The organism is Carboxylicivirga sp. M1479, from assembly GCF_007097485.1.
In the GTDB taxonomy this organism is placed as follows: Bacteria; Bacteroidota; Bacteroidia; order Bacteroidales; family Marinilabiliaceae; genus Carboxylicivirga.
Map to the genome: position 1 here is coordinate 17,790 of NZ_VKDE01000014.1, position 25,380 is coordinate 43,169.

General features: G+C 39.1%; 18 protein-coding genes. 6 read left to right on the forward strand and 12 right to left on the reverse strand.

The window, feature by feature from the left end:
- Positions 1-4 precede the first annotated feature (4 nt).
- Together FNN09_RS09690 and FNN09_RS09695 are read left to right on the forward strand one after the other, a co-directional pair.
- Positions 5-928 carry a hypothetical protein gene (locus FNN09_RS09690; RefSeq protein ID WP_143301942.1) on the forward strand — a complete coding sequence of 308 codons (924 nt, stop codon included), beginning with the start codon at positions 5-7 and terminating at the stop codon, positions 926-928.
- Positions 929-989: 61 nt separating this feature from the next.
- A complete protein-coding gene (locus FNN09_RS09695) occupies positions 990-1,829 on the forward strand; it encodes an alpha/beta hydrolase (protein WP_143301944.1) in 840 nt (279 codons plus the stop codon).
- A 41-nt stretch (positions 1,830-1,870) separates the two neighbouring features.
- On the opposite strand, the gene xrtN is transcribed toward FNN09_RS09695, so the two are convergent.
- The 4 genes from xrtN to FNN09_RS09715 are packed head-to-tail and all read right to left on the reverse strand — an operon-like array spanning position 1,871 to position 6,767.
- Entirely contained in the window at positions 1,871-3,280 is a 1,410-nt protein-coding gene (xrtN, locus tag FNN09_RS09700; protein ID WP_143301945.1) for an exosortase N, read from the reverse strand.
- Between the two features lies 1 nt (position 3,281).
- Complete coding sequence (locus tag FNN09_RS09705) at positions 3,282-5,765, reverse strand: XrtN system VIT domain-containing protein (protein WP_143301947.1); 2,484 nt, start codon at positions 5,763-5,765, stop codon at positions 3,282-3,284.
- Between the two features lie 48 nt (positions 5,766-5,813).
- Entirely contained in the window at positions 5,814-6,116 is a 303-nt protein-coding gene (locus tag FNN09_RS09710) for a transcriptional regulator (protein ID WP_143301949.1), read from the reverse strand.
- Positions 6,117-6,131: 15 nt separating this feature from the next.
- Entirely contained in the window at positions 6,132-6,767 is a 636-nt protein-coding gene (locus tag FNN09_RS09715) for a hypothetical protein (protein WP_143301951.1), read from the reverse strand.
- 420 nt (positions 6,768-7,187) lie between these two features.
- On the opposite strand from FNN09_RS09715, the gene FNN09_RS09720 reads away from it, so the two are divergent.
- Complete coding sequence (locus tag FNN09_RS09720; protein ID WP_143301953.1) at positions 7,188-7,625, forward strand: hypothetical protein; 438 nt, start codon at positions 7,188-7,190, stop codon at positions 7,623-7,625.
- Positions 7,626-7,666: 41 nt separating this feature from the next.
- Here the strand turns inward: FNN09_RS09720 and hrpB are convergent, their stop codons facing one another.
- The 5 genes from hrpB to FNN09_RS09745 all read right to left on the reverse strand — a co-directional run bounded on the left by hrpB (position 7,667) and on the right by FNN09_RS09745 (position 14,732).
- Positions 7,667-10,156 (reverse strand): ATP-dependent helicase HrpB, encoded by a 2,490-nt coding sequence (hrpB, locus tag FNN09_RS09725; RefSeq protein ID WP_143301955.1) that lies wholly within the window; start codon positions 10,154-10,156, stop codon positions 7,667-7,669.
- Positions 10,157-10,252: 96 nt separating this feature from the next.
- A complete protein-coding gene (trpB, locus tag FNN09_RS09730; RefSeq protein WP_143301956.1) occupies positions 10,253-11,479 on the reverse strand; it encodes a tryptophan synthase subunit beta in 1,227 nt (408 codons plus the stop codon).
- A gap of 235 nt (positions 11,480-11,714) precedes the next feature.
- Entirely contained in the window at positions 11,715-13,118 is a 1,404-nt protein-coding gene (locus tag FNN09_RS09735) for a nodulation protein NfeD (protein WP_143301958.1), read from the reverse strand.
- Between the two features lie 87 nt (positions 13,119-13,205).
- On the reverse strand, positions 13,206-13,784 hold the full coding sequence (locus tag FNN09_RS09740) for a DNA-3-methyladenine glycosylase I (RefSeq protein ID WP_143301960.1): 579 nt from the start codon (positions 13,782-13,784) through the stop codon (positions 13,206-13,208).
- A 135-nt stretch (positions 13,785-13,919) separates the two neighbouring features.
- Positions 13,920-14,732 carry a M48 family metallopeptidase gene (locus tag FNN09_RS09745; RefSeq protein WP_143301962.1) on the reverse strand — a complete coding sequence of 271 codons (813 nt, stop codon included), beginning with the start codon at positions 14,730-14,732 and terminating at the stop codon, positions 13,920-13,922.
- A gap of 111 nt (positions 14,733-14,843) precedes the next feature.
- Here FNN09_RS09745 and FNN09_RS09750 point away from each other — a divergent pair, with 111 nt between their 5' ends.
- Positions 14,844-15,734 (forward strand): DMT family transporter, encoded by an 891-nt coding sequence (locus tag FNN09_RS09750; RefSeq protein WP_143301964.1) that lies wholly within the window; start codon positions 14,844-14,846, stop codon positions 15,732-15,734.
- A 51-nt stretch (positions 15,735-15,785) separates the two neighbouring features.
- Positions 15,786-17,198 (forward strand): SDR family oxidoreductase, encoded by a 1,413-nt coding sequence (locus tag FNN09_RS09755; protein ID WP_143301966.1) that lies wholly within the window; start codon positions 15,786-15,788, stop codon positions 17,196-17,198.
- Between the two features lie 82 nt (positions 17,199-17,280).
- Here the strand turns inward: FNN09_RS09755 and odhB are convergent, their stop codons facing one another.
- Positions 17,281-18,552, reverse strand: coding sequence for a 2-oxoglutarate dehydrogenase complex dihydrolipoyllysine-residue succinyltransferase (odhB, locus tag FNN09_RS09760; RefSeq protein ID WP_143301968.1), 1,272 nt, complete (start codon positions 18,550-18,552; stop codon positions 17,281-17,283).
- Between the two features lie 85 nt (positions 18,553-18,637).
- Complete coding sequence (locus tag FNN09_RS09765; protein ID WP_143301970.1) at positions 18,638-21,460, reverse strand: 2-oxoglutarate dehydrogenase E1 component; 2,823 nt, start codon at positions 21,458-21,460, stop codon at positions 18,638-18,640.
- Between the two features lie 219 nt (positions 21,461-21,679).
- On the opposite strand from FNN09_RS09765, the gene FNN09_RS09770 reads away from it, so the two are divergent.
- On the forward strand, positions 21,680-24,541 hold the full coding sequence (locus FNN09_RS09770) for a PD-(D/E)XK nuclease family protein (protein ID WP_143301972.1): 2,862 nt from the start codon (positions 21,680-21,682) through the stop codon (positions 24,539-24,541).
- On the opposite strand, the gene trmD is transcribed toward FNN09_RS09770, so the two are convergent.
- Positions 24,542-25,219, reverse strand: coding sequence for a tRNA (guanosine(37)-N1)-methyltransferase TrmD (gene trmD / locus FNN09_RS09775; RefSeq protein ID WP_143301974.1), 678 nt, complete (start codon positions 25,217-25,219; stop codon positions 24,542-24,544).
- Between the last annotated feature and the right edge of the window lie 161 nt (positions 25,220-25,380).

Consider the following 25,380-nt stretch of genomic DNA (forward strand, 5'->3'; position numbering starts at 1 on the left):
TATCATGAGCTCCCAACTAAGATTTCTAATCCTATGGCTTTTTATTATTCTCACAGCTTGTAAAAAAGATCCCCTAGAAGAGGTAAATCCCAAAAGTATCGACTTGCGACTTTCTACAGTCACAAGCTACGTATACAATACCCCTCAACAAAAAACAGAATTTATTTATGAAGATCAACTGCTTGTTCAGGCTTTGGAATTTGAGTTAGTTGATAATGAATGGCTACAGTCTGCACTAACAATAGTTGATTATACCAATGTCAATATAGGTTTAACTTATGAGTATTTACTCAATGGTCAATGGATCAAATCATCCTATTTAGAACTTTATTTAAAAAATGATTTATTAATGGAGCGAAAGGTATTCTGCCAAAATGAAACGGACTGGATTGAAGAGGGTAAGTATGTTTATAGTTATAGAGATGGTCGATTAATAGACGAAGTTTATTCTCCAATTATTAATGGCGAGTACCAATTAGAGTATAAAACCATGTGTTTTTATAAGGAAGACCGACTTTTTGAGATACGTGATTATGAAATACAACAAGTTATACTATGGGTTTGCAATCGAATATTTGCCTTTAACACGATTGATGCTGATCACATTGAAATAATTGAATCGGTGAAAAATAATTTGGATGAATGGGATCCCATTAAATCTTATCAATTAAGATTTGAAAATGGCCGAATAAGTGAATACACAACTCCTGAGGGCTCTATCAATTTTATGTATGATGAATATGGAAACCTCATACAAGAATCAAATAGCGCCGGCGAGCAAATAATATACAGCTACGAAACCGGCAAAGGCAATGCTGCTCTTTTATACATGAATCCTTTCGTTAATCAAATGGGCTTTCCAAGCATAAAAAGTACGCAAGCAAATGCCAACATAAGGAGCCTCATCGAAATGAAAACCCATGAGTAGTAAGCCTGTATTACCTGATAAATAAGCATAAATTTAGTTTTCACCTTATTATCCTGTTACTATGAAATATTTTATCCTATTGTGTTTAGTATTCGCTTCAACTGCTAGTCTAACACAAAATAATGTACATTTATACAATACAGAACAATTCATCTGTGAATCAAAACACTACCCCAACGAACACTTTACCATACAAGTTGCTTTTCCATCTGATTATCAAGCCAAAAACAATTATCCAATTGTCTATCTACTCGATTCAGACACCTCTTTTGGTTTGACGAAAGGAATTGTTGACTTGCTCCTGGCCGGAAAGGAAATAAGGCCAATAATAATAGTGGGCATTGCTTACAACAAAGATCTTCGCACTTGGTGGGTCAATCGTTCCCGAGATTTTATTCCAACATTAGACACCCTCAGTAATTTTGGCAAAAAATGGCCCAAAGCAGGTAAAGCCGATACTTTTGCTAATTTCATTAGCAATGATCTAATGCCAACGATTCGCAATAAATACCATGTAAATGAAGCAGAAACAGGTATCATAGGCTTCTCATTTGGCGGGCTTTTCGCTTCTTATGTCCTTTTTACTAATCCAGATTTATTTAATAAATATGTAATAATATCACCTCTTACTCAATGGGATAATAGGCTGATTTCCAAACTAGAAAACTCATACAAGCAAAACAACAATACCTTGGACAAATCAATCTATATTGCCTTATCATCACTCGATTCGCCGGCCTTGGTTAATACCCCAACTCTTGAATTGATAGAATCCATTAACACAAAAGCCTATTTAAACCTAAAAATAGAATATAAAACCAACGTGGGTGACACTCATTACTCTGGTTACCCCAAGGGGATTATTGATGGATTAAAATTTGTATACCCACCTAAAGATTAAACTCAATTAAAACAGATAAAATACTATTAAACAAACTATTGCTAATTATTAACAAGCATTAGCACCTGCCTCAAACACTCGTCTTTATTTAGGGACGATACATTCACCACACTATAAGCCCCCTCTCCTTTGATGGCCGCTAAGCGCCACTGCATCTGACTACAGGTATGCTTTTGTCCATTGGAATACCACCAACACGAATACATGGGTTCTTCACCGTCTTTCTCTATTTGAAAAGTATAAACATCATGGCCTCCAATCGTGATGATATTCTCATTTTTGATGTGATAACCACTGGCTCGCCAACAGATAAACGGATGATGGTCGGAACCCAGAAAAAAGGCTGGTGGTTTAATGTAAATCAGCACTTTGTCATTGCTCATTTTCACCACTCCATCGGTACTGCACGATTGCTGCATGCCATCTATACCTAAATCCAGAGGCTCTTGTGCTTCCTGTACCTGATTACGATCAACAAAGTAAGCGCCTGCAATAAGAAGCACAAATAGGCTAGCAACAATCAGCGGTAAGCGGATTGCTTTTGAATGGGTGTTTGTTATCGTATTGAAGAAACGCCTGGCAAAAGCCCCCAACAGCAATAAAGGCAGGCATATATAGATAAGAAATACTACCAAACCTATGAACTCATGCAAAGCCGTATCGGGCATGGCACTGAGCATGACTGTGAGTATGATGCGAACCACATTACCTGCTGCCACCAAAGCAAAAGCAACTGTTGCAAAGGCGATAATCACGAAGACTCCTCCTTGAGCTTTACTTCGCTTGCTCCAAAAGGCCAATGAGAAAACAGCTACAACCAGCGTTGAAGAAAGCATATTGAGGCCCAAACATTCGGGTGCAATGGTGAAGTTGATACCATTTAATACCAGACAATTGCCCGCTACCTCAATTGTCGGATAAAACACCTCCAGAACATTACCTGCTACCTGCGTTAGATGTAAACGTATGGCAAAACTAAACACCTGAAACAGGTACTGTAAGGCCGGTGTTGTTACGGCAATCAACATATAGGACAAGAGTGTTGGTCGATACGGTATCGCCATTAAACAAAGCATGACAGTCATGCCCAAGCCGATGTAAAACATACTGTAAATATGTAGCACATAATACAGGAGCAGAAATACAAATGCTCCAATCATCGTTAAGCGTTGGTATACTTTGCTGTGGCGTCGAAGGGTAAAAGGCAGAGCCAGTATAAACAAAATTTGCTCAAAGCGTAAGCCTCCGTATTTATCAATTACCGGTACTGCTGTAATGACCAATAAAAACAGGACGATAAAAGCCTTGTTTTTACCACCTCTTGTGTACTTGCTTATGTGAGTCATTAAGCTCGTAACGATTGTAGCCAACGAAGCAATTTTCTCACATAAGCAAGGGTTATTCAAGCACACATTTAGCGCCAACTGGCGGATATGACGGTAATACATCATGTTACTTAAACTTGAAATAAACAAAACTAAAAATGGCCAATACAACAGCTATTAAAGCCCACTCATGTGGTTCCGGCACAGCACCAGAGTCTTTCAGATTGGCATTTTTCAGGCTATCAACACTTTCATCAATATCAAAGCGCTCGTAGTCCTTTTGTGTTTCAAGCACAATTAAGCTGGAAACGGGTGATACAATATAGGCTGCATCACACATATCGTAAATCACTTCCGGTATTTGCTTACTGTCTTGCAAAAGCAAATGACCGGCTTTTTTCATTACAGCATGGTAGTTATACAAGCGCATCAGGTGAGATGGCCCTTCTACCCTATTATTCAATTCATTATCTGCATTTGAGCAACTTATAATCATGTTCGAATGAGGCAAGGCAATCGCATTGCTATTTAAATCATATTGACTATACCATTGATCCATTTCTTTGCTTTCACGCTCGTAAGAATTTATGGACTGACAGCTCAGTAGTTTATACTGCTCCAGGCTTGCTATATAATCCGACTGCTGTCCGTTAATCAGCAAACATGATAAAGGTTTCCGGTAGTTTGAAAAGGATTTTATCAAGCCATTGTAAAACGCCGACCCCTCTAATTCTGTTGGTACCGGTGAATTCTTCTGTCCTTTGGTGATGAGTAATGCGGAGTCAACATCTGTAATTTTGTGCACAGGGAACAAACTAAACGCTTTCTCTGATAGTTGTTGATAGAGTTCATCCATATTTGATAAATCCACTTTCATCAATTCATTGGTGTACACATACACCGGTCGATCACCAGCTTTAATAAACATCTGCTCCATTTCATCCTGAGTCCATTCACGATTCACATCTAAATAAACCACTGATGGATCAAAGTAACGATCTGACACCAATGCCTCCACACGGTATTCCTTTCCTTTAAAAGCAAAAGATTTCTCACTTAGTGGAATCAGTCGTAAACGGGCTTGCCAGTTATCGAACAGACTTCCATTATACAGGTACTGGTTCCTAGCTTTTTTATCAAATGATCGCGGTAAATGCACCTGCTGGGTATCTCCAATCACCTTTAGATGAATAACTTCTTTAGCTCCTGTATTATCAGGCCCTGATACTTGCATGGGTTCGAAATACAAGTATCCACCCTTTTGCTTCATTGGCGATGTGATGCCAATCATCACGCGTCGGGCCTCACTCGATGTACACGGAAAAATGGTTGCCGTTAATCGATTGCCCTCCTGCCAATGCAATACCACCGGGTCGCGCTGTTCAACACCAACAATCTGCTTGTAGGCGGTGGCTGCTTTCCGGCGCGTTGTCAGCCTCGACTTCTCTTCCTTGCCATCAATCCACAACGATAAGGATGACGCTACAGCACCTTCGGGCAGGTAAAAAGTAAACAGAGCCTCCTGTTGATTGCGCTCCCATTTATTATTGTTTTCAATCCAAAATGTTTTCTCAAAATAAGCCAAACGGTAAGCCGGATAGAGCCTTACATCGGTTAATGCTTTGCTCACTTTTAAGTCGCGCCCCGACCACAGCTTCTCGTAGGCATAATGGCGCGTATTGGCACTGGCAGATAATATCTTAACCTTTTCCTCATTGCTTAACTCAATTGTCCCCTGCCTCAAGGCAGCAGTAGCAAGCAATGGATCGTGTTCACGTATCTCGGAAAAAGAACCACGATTAAAGTCAAATCCCCACCAATCGCTTGTGTGTTTATCGTATAACAAACCCAAACCAAGCGTGCGTTTAGCCCAAAAGGATGAATGACATTTTTGGGCGTACAACACCCACTCTGGTAATTCGGATTCCTCGTTTAGCACAATATCCTCCTGTGCAGAGAGTATTTTGTTAGAATGGTAAGCATACAATCCGGTATATGTCATCAAAATTAATACAGCACTTAATAATCCAGTCATGACAAACTTTGGTCGCACATTTATACAGCTTTGCTTCCGAACACACTGTATAAGCATCACCAGCATAATAAAAGGCACTACCAGATGAATGGAAAGCCCTAATAAGATAAGACCGATAATGGCAATGGGTATAGTTGGTAATAAAACGATGGTGTAATACAATAGCACCAATATGCCTATCCCTGTAATAAATGACAAGGAATTTGACAGCCAGAGTGGTAATTGCTCATTCACGGCGATAAATACAAAAGCAAACAAAACCAGTATCAGTAAAACCTCTAACCACAAGGGTGTCAAGGCAAATACATGCACATCTTTGTTAAGACTGAAACAACTAACCAGTAATATGGCCATGAGTATGTGCCAGTTAATGCGCGGACGAACCAAGCGAAACAGATTCGTTTTCTTTGGCCAGTCGCCAAAAGAGATAAAGAAATACAAGGCTGCAATGCCATAATTGATAAGAGCCATCCCCTCTAAAGACGAATTGCTTTCAGGGACGAAGTGATAAATGGCCATCGTCATTGGCAATAAGGCCAATCCGATTTTTTGTACTGGGCTTAATTGTGTTTTCATAGGGAATAGTAAAGTACTTTGAATTACAAAGTAGTTATTTTAAAAAAATTATGCGTTAATGTTCTGAATCAAATTATTCAAGCCATCCAAGTGCTGTTTAAAGAGGGCTCGCCCAAGATCAGTGGTCTGATAAGTTGTTTTAGGTTTACGCCCAACAAATTGCTTGTGCACAACAATTAGTTCGTGCTTTTCCAGTGCTTTAAGGTGACTTGCAAGGTTACCATCCGAAGCATTCAAATGCTCCTTTAAGGAATTGAAATCCACCTTCTCATTGACCATTAAAATGGCCATAATGCCCAGTCGCAGACGACTATCGAAGAGCTTACTTAAATTATCGATGATACTTTTCATGAGAACAGTTTTAAATTATTTCTCATGTTTTAAATACATCACATTACCATATACAATGTGCAAAACTCCAAAGCCAAATAACCAGAAAACAATGCCATAGCCAATAAAGAACGTGCTTACCAAACCAAGAACAATTTCAGATATACCTAAATATCTTATTTCTTGATGTGTGTATCTGCTGGCGTTGAGTAAGGCCAATCCATAGAATATTAAGGTACAAGAGGCTAGCAAGTATAATTCGCCATGATAGATTAAGGCAATACAGAATAAACCGCCGCTAAGGATTGGAATAAACAAGTTAATTAGGAAATACTTGGTAGAGGCATCCCATATCTGCAGACCTTTCTTTTTACTGTTTTGAAAAGTAAAGAAGAATGCAGCACCAAGAGCCAAAACAAGTGTAAAAGCTGCTATGAAAGCAACATGTATAAAGGGCTTGCTATTAATTGGGAAACCAAAAAAACGATTAGTTACTTCAATGGGTGAAGCAAATTGGCCTCCTCCCACATACCACCAGGCATAACTTCCACAAACCAAAGCAATGCAACCGGCAGCTACCCCCGATAGTCCACTTAATGACAAACATTTACTTGAGCGTTCCATCAAGGCTTTAATCTCCGATAATTGACTTAATTGTTCCTGTTGATTCATTTTAAAAGTTCTTTGAAATTCAAAGTAAGTAAATCTGATTTAGTTTTGCAATTTTTTTATTGCAAAAAATAAAAGAACCAACACAAACCCCAATCACAAACAACCATAAGTCACACTTTATATGACAGTTACAATACATCATTGACTTTTAATCTTGAATAGGTCTATTTGGAATAATTCTAATATCGGATAATGGCATTTATTAAATCAAGCTATTTACTTTTTAAGCCTAACTCACTAAAAATCCACACTCATGCTTATCTACGGATGGAGAACAACACACATTAAATCAGAGGCTAACACCTATGTTTCATGCCCACATTGTGGCGAAAAAGGAGGTATTACAAACAATGTATTTGGCAGCTATGTCCATATCTTTTGGACTCCAACCATCTCGATCGGCAAAAAAGGTGCTGCTCAATGTCATCATTGCAAAAAAGTTGCGAACCCAAAGAGATGAATGAAGATCTTAAACAGGCCTACAAAACAATGAAAAGTGACACTAAAATTCCTTTCTGGCATTTTTCAGGTGCATTCATAATTGTCTTTCTTATAAGCTTATTAACGATATCAAATAAAGCTGAAGCTCAAGATGAGCTACTTTATTTGGAAAGCCCGTTAAGTGGTGATGTTTATGAGTATGAGAATGGCCCTGAACGGTTCTCTACCTTAAAAGTAGTGGAAGTAAGTGAGGATAGTGTTTATTTTCTATATAACAACTACGATTTCTCTCAAAGGGCTGGTATCGAAGAAATTGATGTCGACTCCTGCTATTCAGAAGATATTTACATGATGTCGCGCCAAGAACTGAAAGACATGTACAGTTCAGGCACCATCTATGATATTAATAGAAACTAAAAGTCACTTAAATCAATAATCTGACTGATAGAACAACTCTATCAGTCTTTTTTACGCCTCTTCACTCCTCTTAAGGCCTCTGCTTCCAAAGGGTTATCCGGCCAATGATGCTTAGGATAGCGTGCTTTGAGCTCTTTCTTGACTTCGAAATAAGCATTGTTCCAAAAGCTATTAAGATCGTTGGTTATTTGAACAGGCTTAAAACCTGGAGATAATAGGTGCAACAACACATTTACTCCCCCTAAGTTTACCTTTGGTGTCTCAAGCATGCCAAAGACCTCTTGCAAACGAACCGCAAGAATGGGTGCTTCGCCATTGGCTTGGTAGCTTAGCTTTACAGAAGAACCACTTGGCACCGCTATGCGCTCAGGCGCCTGTTTATCTAATAAGCCCTGTAATTCGTATTCCAAATGATGGTGCAATACATCTTTCAGATTAATCTTCTTGAGATCTTCGGGCTTTTTAACAGATGATAAATAAGGGGATAACCATTCGGCATTGGTTTTTAAAAGATTATCAGTTGACACGTCGGGCCAGCTGTGTTCTTTATCCCATTTTCTTAAACTTAAAACTCGGTTTTGCCATTGCGTTACATCCTTGCTAAAATCGAGTAACCAAGCTCCTTCTTTCTTCAATGCATTTGAAATTGCTTCACTTTTTAAGGATTCATCAAACTGTTGTAAGGGCTTACTTTGCAACACAATACTTCCAATTCGCAATTCTGTTTGAGCCTTAAAGCCGCCCCTTTTAGTATCCCAACTAACAGCATCTACAGTTTTTAGCATTGGAGCCAAATCCTGTGGATTCAATGGCGATGCTAAAAATATCTTGCCTACTCCTTCGCGCGCATTCACATTAGCAATGGCCAACCAGGCCTCATGTGCCAAATCATCTTTATGTCCTGCTGCAGCTATACTACCATTGGCCAATTTAAACTGTGCATTATTTCCAGGTTTAGCATGCGCAATGCGTTCGGGAAATGCATGCACCAACAACACCCCTGTTTCAAAGGGATCATGTGACGAATTATCGGCATCAACATTTAACATACGACTGTATTGCTCTGCAATTTTAGCGATGCGACCCAAATGTTTGTTTTTAATTGTCCCTGTTCTATGACGTCGCAAGGCATCAATCCTTGTATTAATGTCAATACCAGCCTCTTTTCCCAAAGGATCACGTTCCTCTAACAAAGCTGCCACATCACTCGCCAAAGCCGTTAATCCATCCTCTTGAGCCATTAACAGCATGTGCGCCAAACGCGGATGACAAGGCAAACGATGAACGGCTTTACCATGCTCTGTAATTCGGTTATCATCCATGGCTTCCAAATGATGTAACAATTCTGTAGCCTGCGATACATGACCTTGCGGAGGAGCACTCATCCACGTTAAAGTATTTATATTTTCAACTCCCCATTGTGCCATCTCCAATACCAACGAAGCCAAATCGGCCTCTTCAATTTCGGGTGTTCGATGCTCTTGCAAGCGATTATGAGTGGCTTTACTCCACATTCTGTAGCACACGCCAGGTCCTAATCGCCCTGCACGACCAGCTCTCTGATCAGCTGAATCGAGAGTTATATCAACCGTTTCTAAACGTGACAAACCTGAATTTGGATTGAACTTAAGCGTTCGTGAAAAACCACTGTCAACCACAACTTTAACTCCTTCAATAGTAAGACTGGTTTCAGCTATAGAGGTGGCTAGTATAATTTTACGTTTACCCTCCCTGTGTGGCATAATTGCAGCATACTGCTTATTGGGTGGTAATTGTCCGAATAAAGGATGAATGGAAATATCGCGATGCTTTTTCTTCAGAATAGTTTCACAAGCTCTTATTTCTCCTTCTCCAGGCAGAAATACAAGTATATCCCCATCTTGTTCTTTCACAGCCTTTGACACAACCCGAGCTGTAAGCTCAGGCAGCATTGTCACATCATTATCTCCTTCATGTATAATCTCGACTGGGTATTGTCGACCTTGACTAAGCACTGCTGGTGCTTGCAATAAATGGGTTAATTGGGGCATATTTAAGGTGGCCGACATAATCATTAAGCGAAGATCGGGGCGCAATACCTGTTGTGCCTCACGTGAGAGTGCTAAAGCCACATCTGCAAACAAACTACGTTCGTGAAACTCATCAAAAATAACCATACCAACGCCTTCCAAAGCATTATCGCTTTGCAGCATACGGGTTAGTATTCCCTCCGTTACAACTTCTAGCTGTGTATTGGGTCCAATACAATTATCGAAGCGAATACGATATCCTACACGCTGCCCAACTTTTTCGCCCAAAAGATCAGCCATGCGCAGGGCAATACTACGCGCCGCTAATCGTCGAGGTTCCAACATGATGATTTTTTGACCATTGAGCCAATTCTCATTTAACAATGCCAAGGGTAGAAGTGTACTTTTACCTGCTCCAGGAGGCGCATTAACAATTAAGGCATTGCTATTGGATAAGTGCTGCTTCACCTCATCAATAACCTCAGTAATGGGTAAATCTATGTTGTATGGATTGAAATTCACGCTTTCTGTATTAGAGTGCAAAAGTAGATATTTATTAATGAAAAACCCGACATGAATTACTTCGTGTCGGGCTACTTACCTTTTGTAAAAATGCTTTTACTCCTCTATCCCATAATTCTGACCAAACTTCTCTACAACGTAATCGATATCCTTATCGCCACGTCCAGAAAGGTTCACTAATATGGTTTGATCCTTTGGCAGTTCTGCCGCCAACTTTAAAGCATAAGCCACTGCATGAGAACTTTCTAAAGCGGGAATAATACCCTCCTGACGCGCTAAAAGCATAAAGGCATCAACAGCCTCTTTATCGTTTATACTTTGGTAATTAACGCGCTTAATATCTTTTAGGTATGAGTGTTGTGGCCCAACACCAGGGTAATCTAATCCAGATGCTACTGTGTTAACAGGTGCTGGTTCTCCATTTTCATCTTGCAATAAGTAACATTTAAAGCCATGGATCATACCTGGTTGCCCCAAGCTTAAGGTGGCAGCATGTTCGCCGGTTTTAAAACTGGTTCCAGCAGGCTCAACTCCATAAATATTTACCTTTTCATCATCTAGAAAAGCAGTAAACAAACCAATGGCATTGGAACCACCACCAACGCAGGCAACCAAGTTGTTTGGTAAAGCTCCTGTTAACTCTTGAAACTGCTCTTTGGCTTCGCGACCAACAATGGCTTGAAAATCGCGCACCATCATAGGAAAAGGATGTGGTCCTACTACCGAGCCAATGGCGTATAACTGGTTAACAGGATCGGATAGATAGGCTTCAAAGGCTGAGTCAACGGCCTCTTTAAGGGTTTTTAATCCATGAGTAGCCGGAATAACATTGGCCCCTAAAATTTTCATTCGAACCACATTGGGATGTTCTTTGTATATATCTACTTCACCCATGTAGATATCGCATTCCAGGCCAACCAAAGCCGCAGCGGTAGCCAATGCTACACCGTGTTGCCCTGCACCTGTTTCAGCAATAATTTTTTTCTTGCCCATTTTTTTGGCCAGCAAAGCTTCGCCTAAGCAATGGTTAATTTTATGTGCTCCTGTGTGGTTTAAATCTTCGCGCTTGAGGTAGATTTGCGCACCGCCCATTTTTTCAGAAAGGTTTTTTGCATGAAAAACCGGAGATGGACGTCCTGTGTAGTGTTTTTGCAAATAGTATAATTCTTCTTGAAAAACCGGATCGTCTTTAATTTTTTGATAGGCCTCGGTAATCTCCTGCATAATAGGCTCTAGCATTGGTGGTACAAAACGTCCTCCGTACTCACCAAAAAAGCCTTCTGCATTAGGCATTACCTCATCGGCTAATAATGATTTATCCATTTATTTTAGTATTACAACCTTTACAATTAATAAAGGTCATGGTTAATAATTCTATAAAAAAACAAAAGCCGCAGGTGGAATTCCTACGGCTTTAAATATTTTAATACATACAGCTTCTATCCCACCTTATTAAAAGTTGAGCATTGCCACCAATACATATGAAGTTGTTGCTTTATCATTTTCTTAATTTCCTACAATTATACTTATTTCATTGATGGAGACCAAACTTGCATCCTTATTTCTGTATCATGACATAAAGCTGGCCATGTAAAAAACGAGTGACCCTTATTTTGGTTCCCTTTTCAATAAAACCACTTTCAGCTACAGCATCATACAATTCATCGTTAATGATTATTTTGCCTGATGGTCGTAAACTGGTGTTGGCCTCTCCAAGCTCACCTACCAAGTCAACCAATGCTGCTTCTACACCAATATAACCCAATTCAATGTTCTCTTCGGTTTGCAAAGCAATTTTAGCTCCGAAAGTAGACGAGGCAAACAGCTTTTTACTCAAATAGATAATAGCAAGAAAACCACCAAAGAGACCAGATAGAACAATGCCCATCGCTTCCAGAAGCTTATTGAATCCGACCCCATCGAAATTAAATACATCGTTATTGAGCAGACTTAAGGTTAAGCCTCCCAAAACAAGTGTTACACCAGATACACCGGCTACACCAAAACCAGGAATCACGAATACCTCCAATGCGATTAACACCAAACCAATAATGAAAATGATAATTTCCCAATTATCCGCCAGTCCATCGATGTACAAAGGAGAGAAATACAAAACTGCTGCAATGCCTGCTGCCAACAAAGGAAAGCCAACACCTGGGGTTTGTAATTCAAAGTAAATACCTCCCATTATAACCAGTATTAAGATACCTTGTAGTACAGGACTGGTTAATAATCCTTTTAAACCATCGTAAAAAGACGGCTTGAAAGATGTCATCTCATAGTCATATATTTTTAATTTGGCCAATACTTCTTCAATACTATTAGCTTGCCCCTCGCAAAAACCATTTTCAATGGCTTCCAATGTGGTAAATGTTAATATCTTACCAGTGTCCACTACATTTTCGATATAAAAACTCTCATCTACCATTGCTTCAGCAATATGTGGATCGCGACGCCAACGATACGTTGTATCTTGCCCCATAACAATGGTATCTTTGCCATGTGCTTCTGCTGTTGCACGAATGGTAGAACGCATGTACGACTGATATTTATCTGGCATCTTTTCTCCGCTTTGGTTCACCACCGTTGCCGCTCCAATATTTGCTCCTGGTCGCATATAAATACTATCGCAGGCTATGGAAATTAAAGCTCCTGCTGAGGCAGCATTGTTATCGATAAACACATGAACTGGAATACTACTATTTAATATTTTAGTACGGATTGAATCGGCAAAAACTACTTGACCACCGTAAGTATTCATGTGCAAAATAATCACATCGGCCTCTGCAGCTTCTGCTTCAGCAAAAGCTTCTTGCGTGTGTATCCAGGATGTACTGCCTATTTCACGAAAAATTTGATAGGTATACACTTGTGTTGTTTTGATACTATCGGATGTTTGAGCTGCCACTTGCCAGCCCATTAATAAACAAAGGAGTAAACTTATTGTGCTTTTTTGAATCATCGTATTTTAACCATTAAGTTAGATGCTTAAAAGTAGAAAGAAATTATTAATAACTAAGCTATAAATTGTGATAGTCGATTGCCAATCTTAGGAACGTTTACACTCGCTGTGTCGGTAACAACTTATAATATGATCATTAACCATGCCTGTAGCCTGCATAAAGGCGTAACAAATAGTGCTTCCCACAAATGAAAAACCATCTTTCTTAAGCTGCTTACTCATGGCATCAGAAACATTTGTTGTTGCAGGCACTTCTGATAGGTGCTTAAAACTATTTTGTATGGGTTGATGATTGACAAATTCCCATATATACTGATTGAATGAATCGTGAACTTTCTGCATGTGCAGAAATGCTTTAGCATTTTTAATGGCTGCGTTTATTTTTAGTCTATTACGCACGATACCTTTATTATTTAGCAGTTCTTCAACCTTTTGAGGTGTATAATTCACTATTACCGAAGCATCAAACTCATCAAAGGCATCTCTAAATGCAGCTCGCTTGTTGAGTATGGTTGACCAACTTAAACCAGCTTGAAAACCCTCTAAAATTAAAAATTCAAATAACTGTTGATCATCGTGAAGTGGTACCCCCCATTCCTTATCATGATAAGCTCGGTATAATTCTGATCCTTCGCACCAGTTACACCTTATCTTTCCCTCATTCATAAGCAGCTTTTTAAATAATCGTTTTTAATTCATCATCATCCAGTCCCAATTGGTTTGGCTTAGTATTTATTAAGATACAATAAGCAAGCATCTATAATGCAAAAAAGCGCCCTATTGCAGGCGCTTCTCGTTCAGTTACTTTTTATAATACTTTAAAGCCTCTGGCATATAAGCTTGTAAATTCTTTATCCTGGTATCATCGGCAGGGTGGGTACTCATAAACTCTGGTGGCTTTTGACCCCCTGAGGCCGCCATACGCCCCCAGAATTGAACAGCCTCCTCGGGATTATATCCAGCCATGGCCATAAAAATAAGCCCCATCTTATCTGCTTCTGTCTCATGCGTACGAGAGTATGGCAACATAAATCCATACTGAGCTCCTAAGCCGAAAGCCGCCATATAAATGGCTTTTGTCTCTTCAGGCTTTTCATCAACTGCGACAGAAAGAGCCGTTCCTCCCATTTGCACAGCCATTTCATTACTCATTCGTTCATTACCATGTTTGGCAACAGCATGCGCTATCTCATGCCCCATAACAACAGCTAAGCCCTCTTCGTTTTGAGTAAATGGTAAAATTCCAGTGTAAAAAACCACTTTACCTCCAGGCATACACCAAGCATTGGGTATATCTTCATCCACCAAATTAAACTCCCAATCAAAACCTTGTATATGGCTTGAATATCCATTATCCGCCATGTATTTCTCAACAGCAGCTGCAATGCGTTTGCCACAACGCTTCACCATCTCAACCTGCTCTTTATTGGTCGACAGTTTATTTTCTTTCAGAAACTGATCATATTGATTAAAACTCATATTCATCATTTCAGAATCTGAAACTAGGTTTAATTGCTTACGGCCAGTAATTGGCACAGTTGAGCATCCGTCGAATAGTAGCATGGCTATGGTCATTGTAACAGCAAGTGACGAAACCTTTACAATTTTCTTCATATTAATTGTTTTAAGTCCTTTTTATAAAATCATCAGCTACAAAAATAAGGTGTTAGTTCAACAATATTTCTACTTTTGCTGCTCAAATAATATAAAACAATTACCCTGCTGATGAATAAGCTATTAAAGAACCACCTAAAACTACATTTTGTTGTGCTTTTATATGGTATTACAGCCATTTTAGGTAAATTAATTCTGTTACCCGCTGCCCAAATGGTTTGGTATCGAATGTTTATAGCTATGGTGGTACTTGGTGGTGTTATTTGGTTTAAAAAGATACCATTCCAAATTGGCTGGCAATCCATCTTAAAAATAATGGGTGTTGGTTTGGTTGTTGCTTTTCACTGGATTACCTTTTTTCATGCGGTAAAAATATCCAATGTTTCAGTCACACTAGGATGCATGGCTTCCACCACTCTCTTTGCGAGCTTTCTCGAACCTATCATATTTAGAAAACGCGTACAATGGGTAGAAGTATTCATTGGCTTATTAATAATTGGAGGACTTTACCTCATCTTCCAATTTGAGCTAAGCTTTTGGAAAGGCATTGTTACCGCTTTAATTTCAGCTTTTTTGGCAGGTCTTTTCACAGTTTTAAACAAACTCTTTATCGATAAGCATCATCCAGTAACGATCAGCTTTTATGAGATGATAAGCGGTTTTATTAGTATAGGTGTGTTTCTTTTACTAACCGATGTACTACCAAACAACTTACTAATGCCAAACAGTACGGATATAATCTACATCCTTATTTTGGGTATAGCATGCACAGCTTATGCATTTGTGGTGGCTGTGGATGTAATGAAAGTGCTTTCGGCATACACCGTGGTTCTTGCCATTAATATGGAACCCGTGTATGGCATTTTATTGGCCTTTGCTATATTCGGACAAAGTGAATTTATGTCAGGAGGTTTTTACATTGGTACTTTGGTCATTCTTGCAGCCGTTTTCTTACATCCTGTTATTGTAAAAATGCAAAGTAAACAGGGCAAACCCGTTTAGTAAATTTACTTTACAATTGAACATTAAGCCAATCAATTGCTTTCTATTATTATGAAGGTATTATTGACAGGTGCAACTGGCTACATTGGTAAACGCTTACTTCCTTTGTTAATTCAAAAGAGGCACCATATAGTATGCCTTGTTAGAGATAAAGATCGGTTTCATATACCTAGTTCTTTTCAATCCTCAATTACAGTCATTGAAGGTGACTTAACAACTTTTGAGTCATTAAATTCTATACCGGAAGACATTGATGCAGCCTACTACCTAGTTCACTCCATGTCCAGTGCAAGCAATTATCAATCATTAGAATTAAAATCAGCATTAAATTTTAGAAAAAAAGCCGATCACATTGGTATTAAACAGGTTGTTTACCTAAGTGGTATTATAAATGAGTATAAACTATCGCCACATTTACAATCACGTAAGGATGTTGAGCTAGAATTAAACAAAGGAACTTTTGCTTTAACATGCCTAAGAGCTGGGATTATAATTGGTGCTGGAAGTGCATCTTTTGAAATAATACGCGATTTAGTTGAAAAGCTACCAGTAATGATAACTCCGAAATGGTTGAATACAAAATGTCAACCAATAGGCATTTATGATGTTATAAATATCCTCATTAAAAGCCTTGGAAACCCACAAATGTTGAATACTAATTTTGATATTGGCGGCCCCGATGCACTTTCTTATAAAGAAATGCTTTTAAAGTTTGCCTTCGTGCGTCAACTTAAACGGTACATTTATGTAGCACCTGTGATGACTCCTCGTTTATCGTCTTATTGGTTATACTTTATCACTTCAACCTCGTATAAATTAGCCACAGCCTTGGTTGACAGCATGAAAATTGAAGTAATTTGCAGAGACAATAGAATTAATCAGCTTCTCGAAATCGAACCAGTTAGTTATGTTGAATCTTTAAAATCAGCATTCAGCGAAATAAAAGATGAGAAAATATTATCAAGCTGGAGAGATGCATTGATTGTTAGCAACCATGACTTTAAGTTATCTGATTTTATAATGGTACCCACCTATGGCTGCTTTATTGACAAGCGTATAATCAATGTTTCAAAACCCAATGTAACCTTGGAAAAAATATGGCGCATTGGTGGTTTTACCGGATGGCATTTTGCCAATTGGTTGTGGCAGTTAAGAGGTTTTATCGATCGTTTAAATAAAGGTGTCGGACTAAGAAGAGGGCGCACTCATCGAACAAAAATAGAATCGGGTGACGTCATTGACTTTTGGCGCGTTGTTTATGCCAATAAAGACGAAGGGCGATTATTATTATATGCCGAAATGAAACTTCCTGGTGAAGCCTGGCTTGAGTTTAATTTAGACGGTAGACAGTTAACACAGACTGCCACATTTCGCCCAAAGGGTCTCTTGGGAAGGCTATATTGGTTTGCAGTTCTACCATTTCACCATTACATTTTTAATGGTATGCTAAAGCAACTTGCATAAAAATTTTTTCAGGCAGTTGCTTTTATCAAAGAAAAAGGGAACACAAACGCGCTCCCTTTATCATTTAAATTCTGTACATATTTTATAAGCCCAACACTGCTTGCTCAGGATCAAAACCTCCTGCTAAAAGTTTTGCTGGGTCTTCAATCATTTCTTTTACTTTTACCAAAAAGCCTACCGAATCTTTACCATCAATAATACGATGATCGTAGGACAAGGCTAAGTACATAATTGGACGAATTTCCACTTGTCCATTCACAGCTACTGGACGCTCAACTATGTTGTGCATTCCCATAATGGCTGATTGCGGTGGATTGATGATTGGTGTACTCAACATGGAGCCAAAAACACCCCCGTTGGTAACTGTAAAAGTGCCTCCAGTCATATCTTCCAGGCCAATTTTTCCTTTCCGTGCTTTTTCAGCAAGCCCCTTTAGCCCCGATTCGATACCATCAAGACTTAATGTCTCAACATTTCGGATAACTGGCACCATTAATCCCTTGGGTGTTTGAACTGCCACCGAAACATCATGGTATTCTGGCATTACAATTTCTTCTCCATCAATCATAGCATTCACCATCGGATGATGCTTTAAGGCCAAAGATGCAGCTTTAATGAAGAATGACATAAAACCTAGTTTTACACCATGCTTATCAATGAATTTAGCTTGATACTTTTTTCGCAATTGCATTACTGCCGACATATCCACTTCGTTGAAAGTCGTTAGCATGGCCGTTTCGTTTTTAACGGCCACTAATCGCTGACTTAACTTCTTTCGAAGCGATGTCATCTTCTGTCGTTCAGCATCGCGGCTGGCAGAATTGCTAATAAAAGCTGAAGTACCACCTGTTGAAGCTTCACTTTCGGCTGGCAGTTCCTTTACCAAGTCAACTTCCTTAGTTGATATGCGCTTTAAGCCATCAATTACTTGATTAACATCTAAGTTAAGATCATCCATTTTCTTTTGAGCCAATGGAGATACTTTCGCATTTGGATAATCATTTGATTTTTCAGGCTTCACATCAGCCTTTGCTGCTACTTTATCATCTGGTTTTACAGATTTTTCAGGCTCAACTGTTTCTTCAGTATTTACTTTACTCACACTCGCTTCACCAGCAAAATCAGTATCTACTGAGCAAGCTACTGCACCAACAGCCACTGTTTCGCCACCTTCAACCAAAATTTTGATCTTACCAGCCTCTGTAGCCAACAAGGAAAGGGTTGCTTTATCAGATTCTATTTCTGCTATTTCCTGATCTTTCTCTACAATATCACCATCTGAAACCATCCATGTAGCCAATTCTACTTCAGTAATGGATTCACCAGGCGTAGGAACATTTATTTCAACAATCATATTTACAAAATTTTAATCCGAAGTGAGAAGACTTAAGCCTTATACCCATACTTCTGACTACTGATATTTAACTACTGACTAATTCTTATATTGAAAACCTTGGTTTTTCTTCAAAATACTTGTGTTGTTTTAAAATCTCAGTTCTGGATTTTCCTTCAACACATTGCAAACCACAATACTTCAATTGACGTTCGCAGTGACAAGCCTTAAATACTTTATTCACAATTTCGTTTTGACCAATTACATGCAGGCCATTTAGACCTGTTGCAGGACTACCACTAGCAATACGAGCTACAGGAACAATGTCTACTCCAACCATTTTACTGCGGATGTAATTCCAAGCACCCATATTTTCAGGCTCTTCCTGCACCCAAAGGTGTAACATTGCGTTCTTGTATTTTTTAAGGATATCGTTCACTTGTTCTTTTGGGAACGGATGCATCTGTTCCATACGAATCAAAGCCACATCACGCGCATCTAATTCTTCTTTGCGTGCCAAAAGATCGTAATAGATTTTTCCTGTACAAAATACCACACGCTTCACTTCATCCACATCCACATTGTTGTCATCGATGATTTCTTTAAAACCACCCTCTTCAAAATCACTTAATAAAGATGTGCATTTTGGATGACGCAACAGACTCTTAGGCGTAAATACCACCAAAGGAATTCGAAACTCTCGTTTCAACTGACGACGTAAAACATGGAAGAAGTTAGCTGGTGTGGTACAATTAACAACTTGCATGTTGTTGCGGGCAGCCAATGACAAGAAACGTTCTACTCGTGCACTTGAGTGCTCAGGACCTTGCCCTTCAAAACCGTGAGGCAGCAACAATACAAGGCCATTCATTAAGCCCCACTTTTCTTCGGCTGATGAAATATACTGATCAATGATAACCTGTGCCACATTGTAGAAATCCCCAAATTGTGCTTCCCAAATGGTTAATCCACTGGGTTTAGCCAATGAGTATCCGTATTCAAATCCCATCACACCATACTCCGATAGTAATGAGTTAAATACCTTAAAGGTCGCCTGATCAGGTGAAATATGCTGTAAAGGCCGATAGCGCTTGTCGGTGTCTTCTTGCATCATGGCAGCATGGCGGTGAGCAAATGTACCTCGCTCTGCGTCTTGTCCGCTTAAGCGAACAGGATGTCCTTCACTTACTAATGATGCATAGGCCAACTGTTCTCCCAAGGCCCAATCTAAACGATCTTCTTCTACCATCGTTTTTCTATCGCCAACAATTTTATGCAGTTTCTTAAAGAACTTCTTATCCTCTGGCAAATAGTTGATTCGATCTAGCAGCTTTAAAAGGTTCTTACGTTTTAACGATGTGTCTGGTGAAGTAACAAAATCTTCAGGTTCTGAGTAGCGATAATCAGTCCAGTCATCGTGCAGGAATCGTTGAATAACCACTTTCTCAATGGTTTTAGAAGCACTTAACTCCTCCTCTAATAATTGATTGAAATTAACTTCTTCTTTTTTAGCGTCTTCTTTCGACACCACATTTTCACTTTCTAATTTAAGCTTATAAATATCACGTGGATTCTTGTGTCGCGCTATTTCCTTATACAACAATGGTTGCGTAAAGCGTGGTTCATCTCCCTCGTTGTGTCCGTATTTACGGTAGGACAACAAATCAATAAATACGTCTGAATTAAAGCGCTGACGATACTCCATGGCCAGCTCTATGGTATAAACCAAAGCTTCCACATCATCTCCATTCACATGAAAAACAGGCGATCGGGTAACCTTACCCACATCGGTACAATAAGTAGAAGAGCGTCCCTCGAGATATCCTGTTGTAAAACCAACCTGGTTGTTAATAACAATATGAATAGTACCGCCCGTTTTGTAACCACGTAGCTGTGCCATTTGCACCACCTCATAAGCTACACCTTGTCCTGCAATAGCAGCATCGCCATGCACAACAATCGGTACTACTTTATCAAAATCTTTGTTGTATTTATGATCAATCTTCGAACGGGAAATACCCTCAATAATTGGAGCAACGGTTTCTAAATGAGATGGGTTTGGCGCTAAATTAACCCTTACTTTCTTCCCGTTTTCTGTTTCAATATCGCTGCAATAGCCCAGGTGATATTTCACATCGCCCAATGAAATGCCATCTTCGTACTCATCGCCCACAAACTCTTTAAAAACGTTTTGATAGGGCTTTTGAAGTATGTTGGTCATAACATTCAAACGACCTCGGTGGGCCATCCCAATCACAACCTCCTCGGCACCTAACTCAGCACCTTTATTAATAAGAGCGTGTAAACCTGGAATTAAAGTCTCTGAACCCTCTAAAGAAAAACGTTTTTGACCCACAAACTTTTTGTGAATAAAACTCTCGAAACCAACAGCTGTATTCAACTGCCTAAAAATTGTCTTTTTCTTTTCAGGCGAAAAGGCTGGGGTGTTTTTAACACTCTCCATACGCGTTTTCATCCACGATAGAATTTCGGGGTGGCGAATATACAAGTATTCAACCGCTACCGACTGACAATAGGTTTGTTGCAGGTGCTCTATAATTGTTTTTAAAGGGGCATCGCCTATACCCAACTCATTACCAGCCTGAAAAACCGTATTAAGGTCCTTATCAGATAGTTTGAAGTTCTCAACATCTAAGGTTGGAAAATACTTACGACGTGAGCGAACCGGATTGGTTTGCGTAAACAAATGTCCTCGCTGACGATAACCGTGTATCAGGTTTAAAACATGAAATTCTTTATCAACGACCCCTGAAGAGGTTGGTTGCTGGTAATTTTCAAGTGCAAAATCAAAACCTTGAAAAAACTGCTGATAGTCTTTATCAACCGAATCGGGATCTTGCTTATATTGCTGGTAAAGTTCGTCTATCGAGCCGATTTCACTGTTACCCAGAAATGAGAATTTATCCATAAAACTAAATTAGTCTCAAATACTATTTGTGTTTCTTTCCTCTATTAACAAAGAAGTGACTTTAAAGTTAAAATTTTTTTATGCTCTAAGAGGTATTATAAAACAGGTTTTTATCACGGGCTTTTACTTGTGTAAGATTCTGAAAAGTTTATACAGCTTGCTTGTGGTCATTAATGTCATTAAAAAACATGCTACATTTGTTATCCTAATATCAAGCTCATGACACAAGGATTTCTGAATGCAATAGCGACTTATTATTATCAAAATGCCAAAGATGAACTGGCTGATTATTGCTTTGTTTTCCCTAGTCAACGATCTGGTATCTTTTTCACTAACCACCTACGGCAAATGGTTAAGGAGCCATCGTGGGCGCCACAAATAATGACTGTGAACGATTTTTTCGATTCTCTTTCCAATTCTATTGTGGCTGATAACATTACGCTTCTTTTTTCCTTGCACCAGATTTATAATCAAGTAACGGGCAAAGACAGTACTTTTGATGAATTTTTACCTTGGGGCGAACTCTTTTTGGGTGATTTTGATGACATTGACAAATACCTGGTAAATGTTGATCAACTTTTTTCAAATATTATATCGTATAAAGAATTAGACGATGATTACAGCCACCTTAGTGAAAAGCAACTCGAAGCCATTAAAACATTTTGGGGCACATTTAAAGCCGACCAGTTATCGTCGCATCAAAATCATTTTTTAGAAAACTGGGAACATATACCTCCTGTTTATAAGCAATTTAAAAACTACCTAAGCGAACGTTCTTTGGCCTTTGAGGGGATGATTTACCGACAGGTAGCTGATCAACTTAAGCAAGATGGTCAATTGGAGATTAAGTGGAAGAAAATTGTTTTCGTAGGTTTAAATGCCTTAACACCTGCCGAACGCAAAGTAATGGACAACCTACAAAAAAGAAATCTGGCCCATTTCTTTTGGGATTATTCGCCCTGGATGCTACCATCTGAACAATCGCAAGGAGAAGCTTTTCAAACGCGTGGCCCTGGCTTATTTTTAAACGAAAACAAACTGCGCTACCCATCGCCCAAAGATTTTGTTTTACCACTTAACGAAAAAGGGCCCGAAATAACAATAACGGCAGTGGCGAACCCTACTGAGCAACTTAAATCGGTACATTCGTTTCTTAAACAAGAGTATGAAAGTGATTTAAAAACTGCCCTCGTTCTGGCCGACGAAACCATGCTGATGCCGGCACTTCATGGTATACCTGAAAATGTTGATCGCGTTAATGTTACAATGGGTTACCCGCTTAACCACACACCCATATTTGGTTTGTTAAATCTATTGTTTGAAATGCTGCGCAATGCCCGCAAAAGCAAAGAAGGCATTTGGCTTTATCATCGTCATGTATTACCCATTTTACAACATCAATATATTTCATTACTGGCCGAAAACGATTGCCGTACCCTGCATAAAAAATTGGTGAAAGAAAACATCATATTTGTTAAGGCCAAAGATTTGCACATTAACCCTTTATTTAAGTTGATATTCAGTAAGGTTAGTAATGGCAGTGAAATGACCACCTACCTGACCAATATATTGAATAAGATTTATGAATTACTACAGCCACAGGAGGATAAAATTTTAGAACAGGAATTTGTTTTTACTCTTCACAAAAGCATTGTTCGTTTGCAGGATTTACTGGAGCATAATCAGCAAAAAGAAATTAATTCTGATACATGGATAAAGCTATTTAAGAAACTGGCCGATTTTCAAACAGTTCCTTTTAAAGGGGAGCCATTGGCTGGTTTGCAAGTGATGGGAATATTGGAAACCCGAGCCCTTGATTTTGATAAACTAATCATTCTGGACTTAAACGAAGGGGTATTTCCTCGAACTTCGGCACCCAATACATTTATTCCTGCTACTTTGCGCGCTGGCTTTGAACTGCCAACCATCGAGTTTCAGGATACCATTTTTTCATATTATTTCTTCCGCCTCATCCATAGAGCAAAAAAGGTAGAGTTGTTGTATTCAACAGGTGCTCAAGGCATGAAATCCAATGAAATGAGTCGCTACCTCTATCAGTTAAAGTACGAGTTTAACGCTCAAATACAATCACAATCGTCATCGGGCCATGTTTCTTTATTAAGTCCTCCACTACCCATTGCACACAAAACACCTGAGGTAATGGAGCAACTGGAAAAGTACAAACAAGGCAACGATAAGTTTCTGTCGCCAAGTGCCCTTTCGGTTTATATCGAATGCCCCATGCGCTTTTATTACCAAAAGATTGCAGGTATTCGTGAGCCAGATGAAATAACCGAAGAGGCTGATGCCCGTATCTTTGGCCTTATTTTTCATGATGTGGTGGAGAATTTATATAAAACACAGGAGGGTAAAGAAGTTGATGCTAGTACAATAGAAGCATGGATAAGCAATAAAAAACTATTTGATGGATTAATTCGTGACGGCTTTAATACCCACCTGAGTGATTATGAAAAAGGAAAAAACACCTTTACCGAGATCCATGGTAAAAACGTCATGGTTTTTGAAGTTATCAGGCGTTACCTCTTACAATTTTTAAAACTCGAAAAAGAAAGAACTCCCTTTACCATTGTTAGCCTTGAACCCAAAGTGGAACATTGTTACAGCAGTGGAGAACTGAATTTGAATATTGGTGGTTACATCGATCGCCTGGAAAGTAAAGATGGTATTTTACGGGTAATGGACTATAAAACGGGAACAGGAGATCCGACCATAAGTAAGGTAAGTGATTTATTTGATACCGATAAACACAAAAAAAATAAGGCCACCTTTCAAACACTTTTGTATTCCTTAATATTAGAAGAAACCGAATACGAAAATACACCCATACAGCCTGGTGTAATATGGGTGCGCGATGTATTTAAGAAAAGCTATGATACCCAATTATTTCTGAAAGAGGGGAAAACAAAAAATCCAATCTTGCTACAATCTGTTCGAGATCAGTTTAAAGCAGGGTTGAATGAAATGCTGGAAACCCTGTACAACCCAGATATCGCATTTCATCCAGTAGACAATGTGGATAAATGCAGATTTTGTACTTATAAGACACTTTGTAACCGATAATTACTCATCCAACAAATCAGGGCGTATCTTTTTGGTACGCTTATAAGCCTCTTGCTCTCGCCATTCATCAATTTTAGCTTGGTTACCACTTAGAAGCACATCAGGAACTTTCCAACCATTGTAATCGGCAGGTCGCGTATAGACAGGTGGCGACAACAAATCATCCTGGAAACTATCTGTTAAGGCCGATGTTTCGTCAGACATCACACCTGGAATCAAGCGTATGATGGCATCAGACACTACTGCGGCAGCCATCTCCCCTCCTGTTAATACATAATCGCCTATGGATATTTCCATGGTTACATAGTTATCACGCACACGTTGGTCAACGCCCTTATAATGGCCGCATAAAATCATAATATTACCACACAAGGATAGGGAATTAGCAATTCTCTGCTCAAAACGCTGACCGTCGGGAGTCATATAAATAACATGTTCATATTCACGCTCTGCTTTTAGCTTCTCTATTAAATCAGCTATTGGCTGAATCGTCATGACCATGCCTGCACCACCACCAAATGCATAGTCATCCACTTTTTTATGCTTATCCAGGGTATAATCACGTATATCATGAAAACACATTTCCACCAGACCTTTATCAACAGCTCGTTTCATTATCGACTGAGTTAATGGTCCTTGAAACATCTCTGGAAACAAGGTTAGAATATCTATGCGCATGGTATCTTATATTTTGTCACAAAGATAAAAATATGTACCATGTGCTTCGTGTTTATCTACCAATAAATCCTACAAATACGGTCATTTACCATACTCCGAAGACTATTCACAGAGCAGTTATCTCTTTTTAAGGTAAAAAATTTGCCTATTGCCCGATTTAC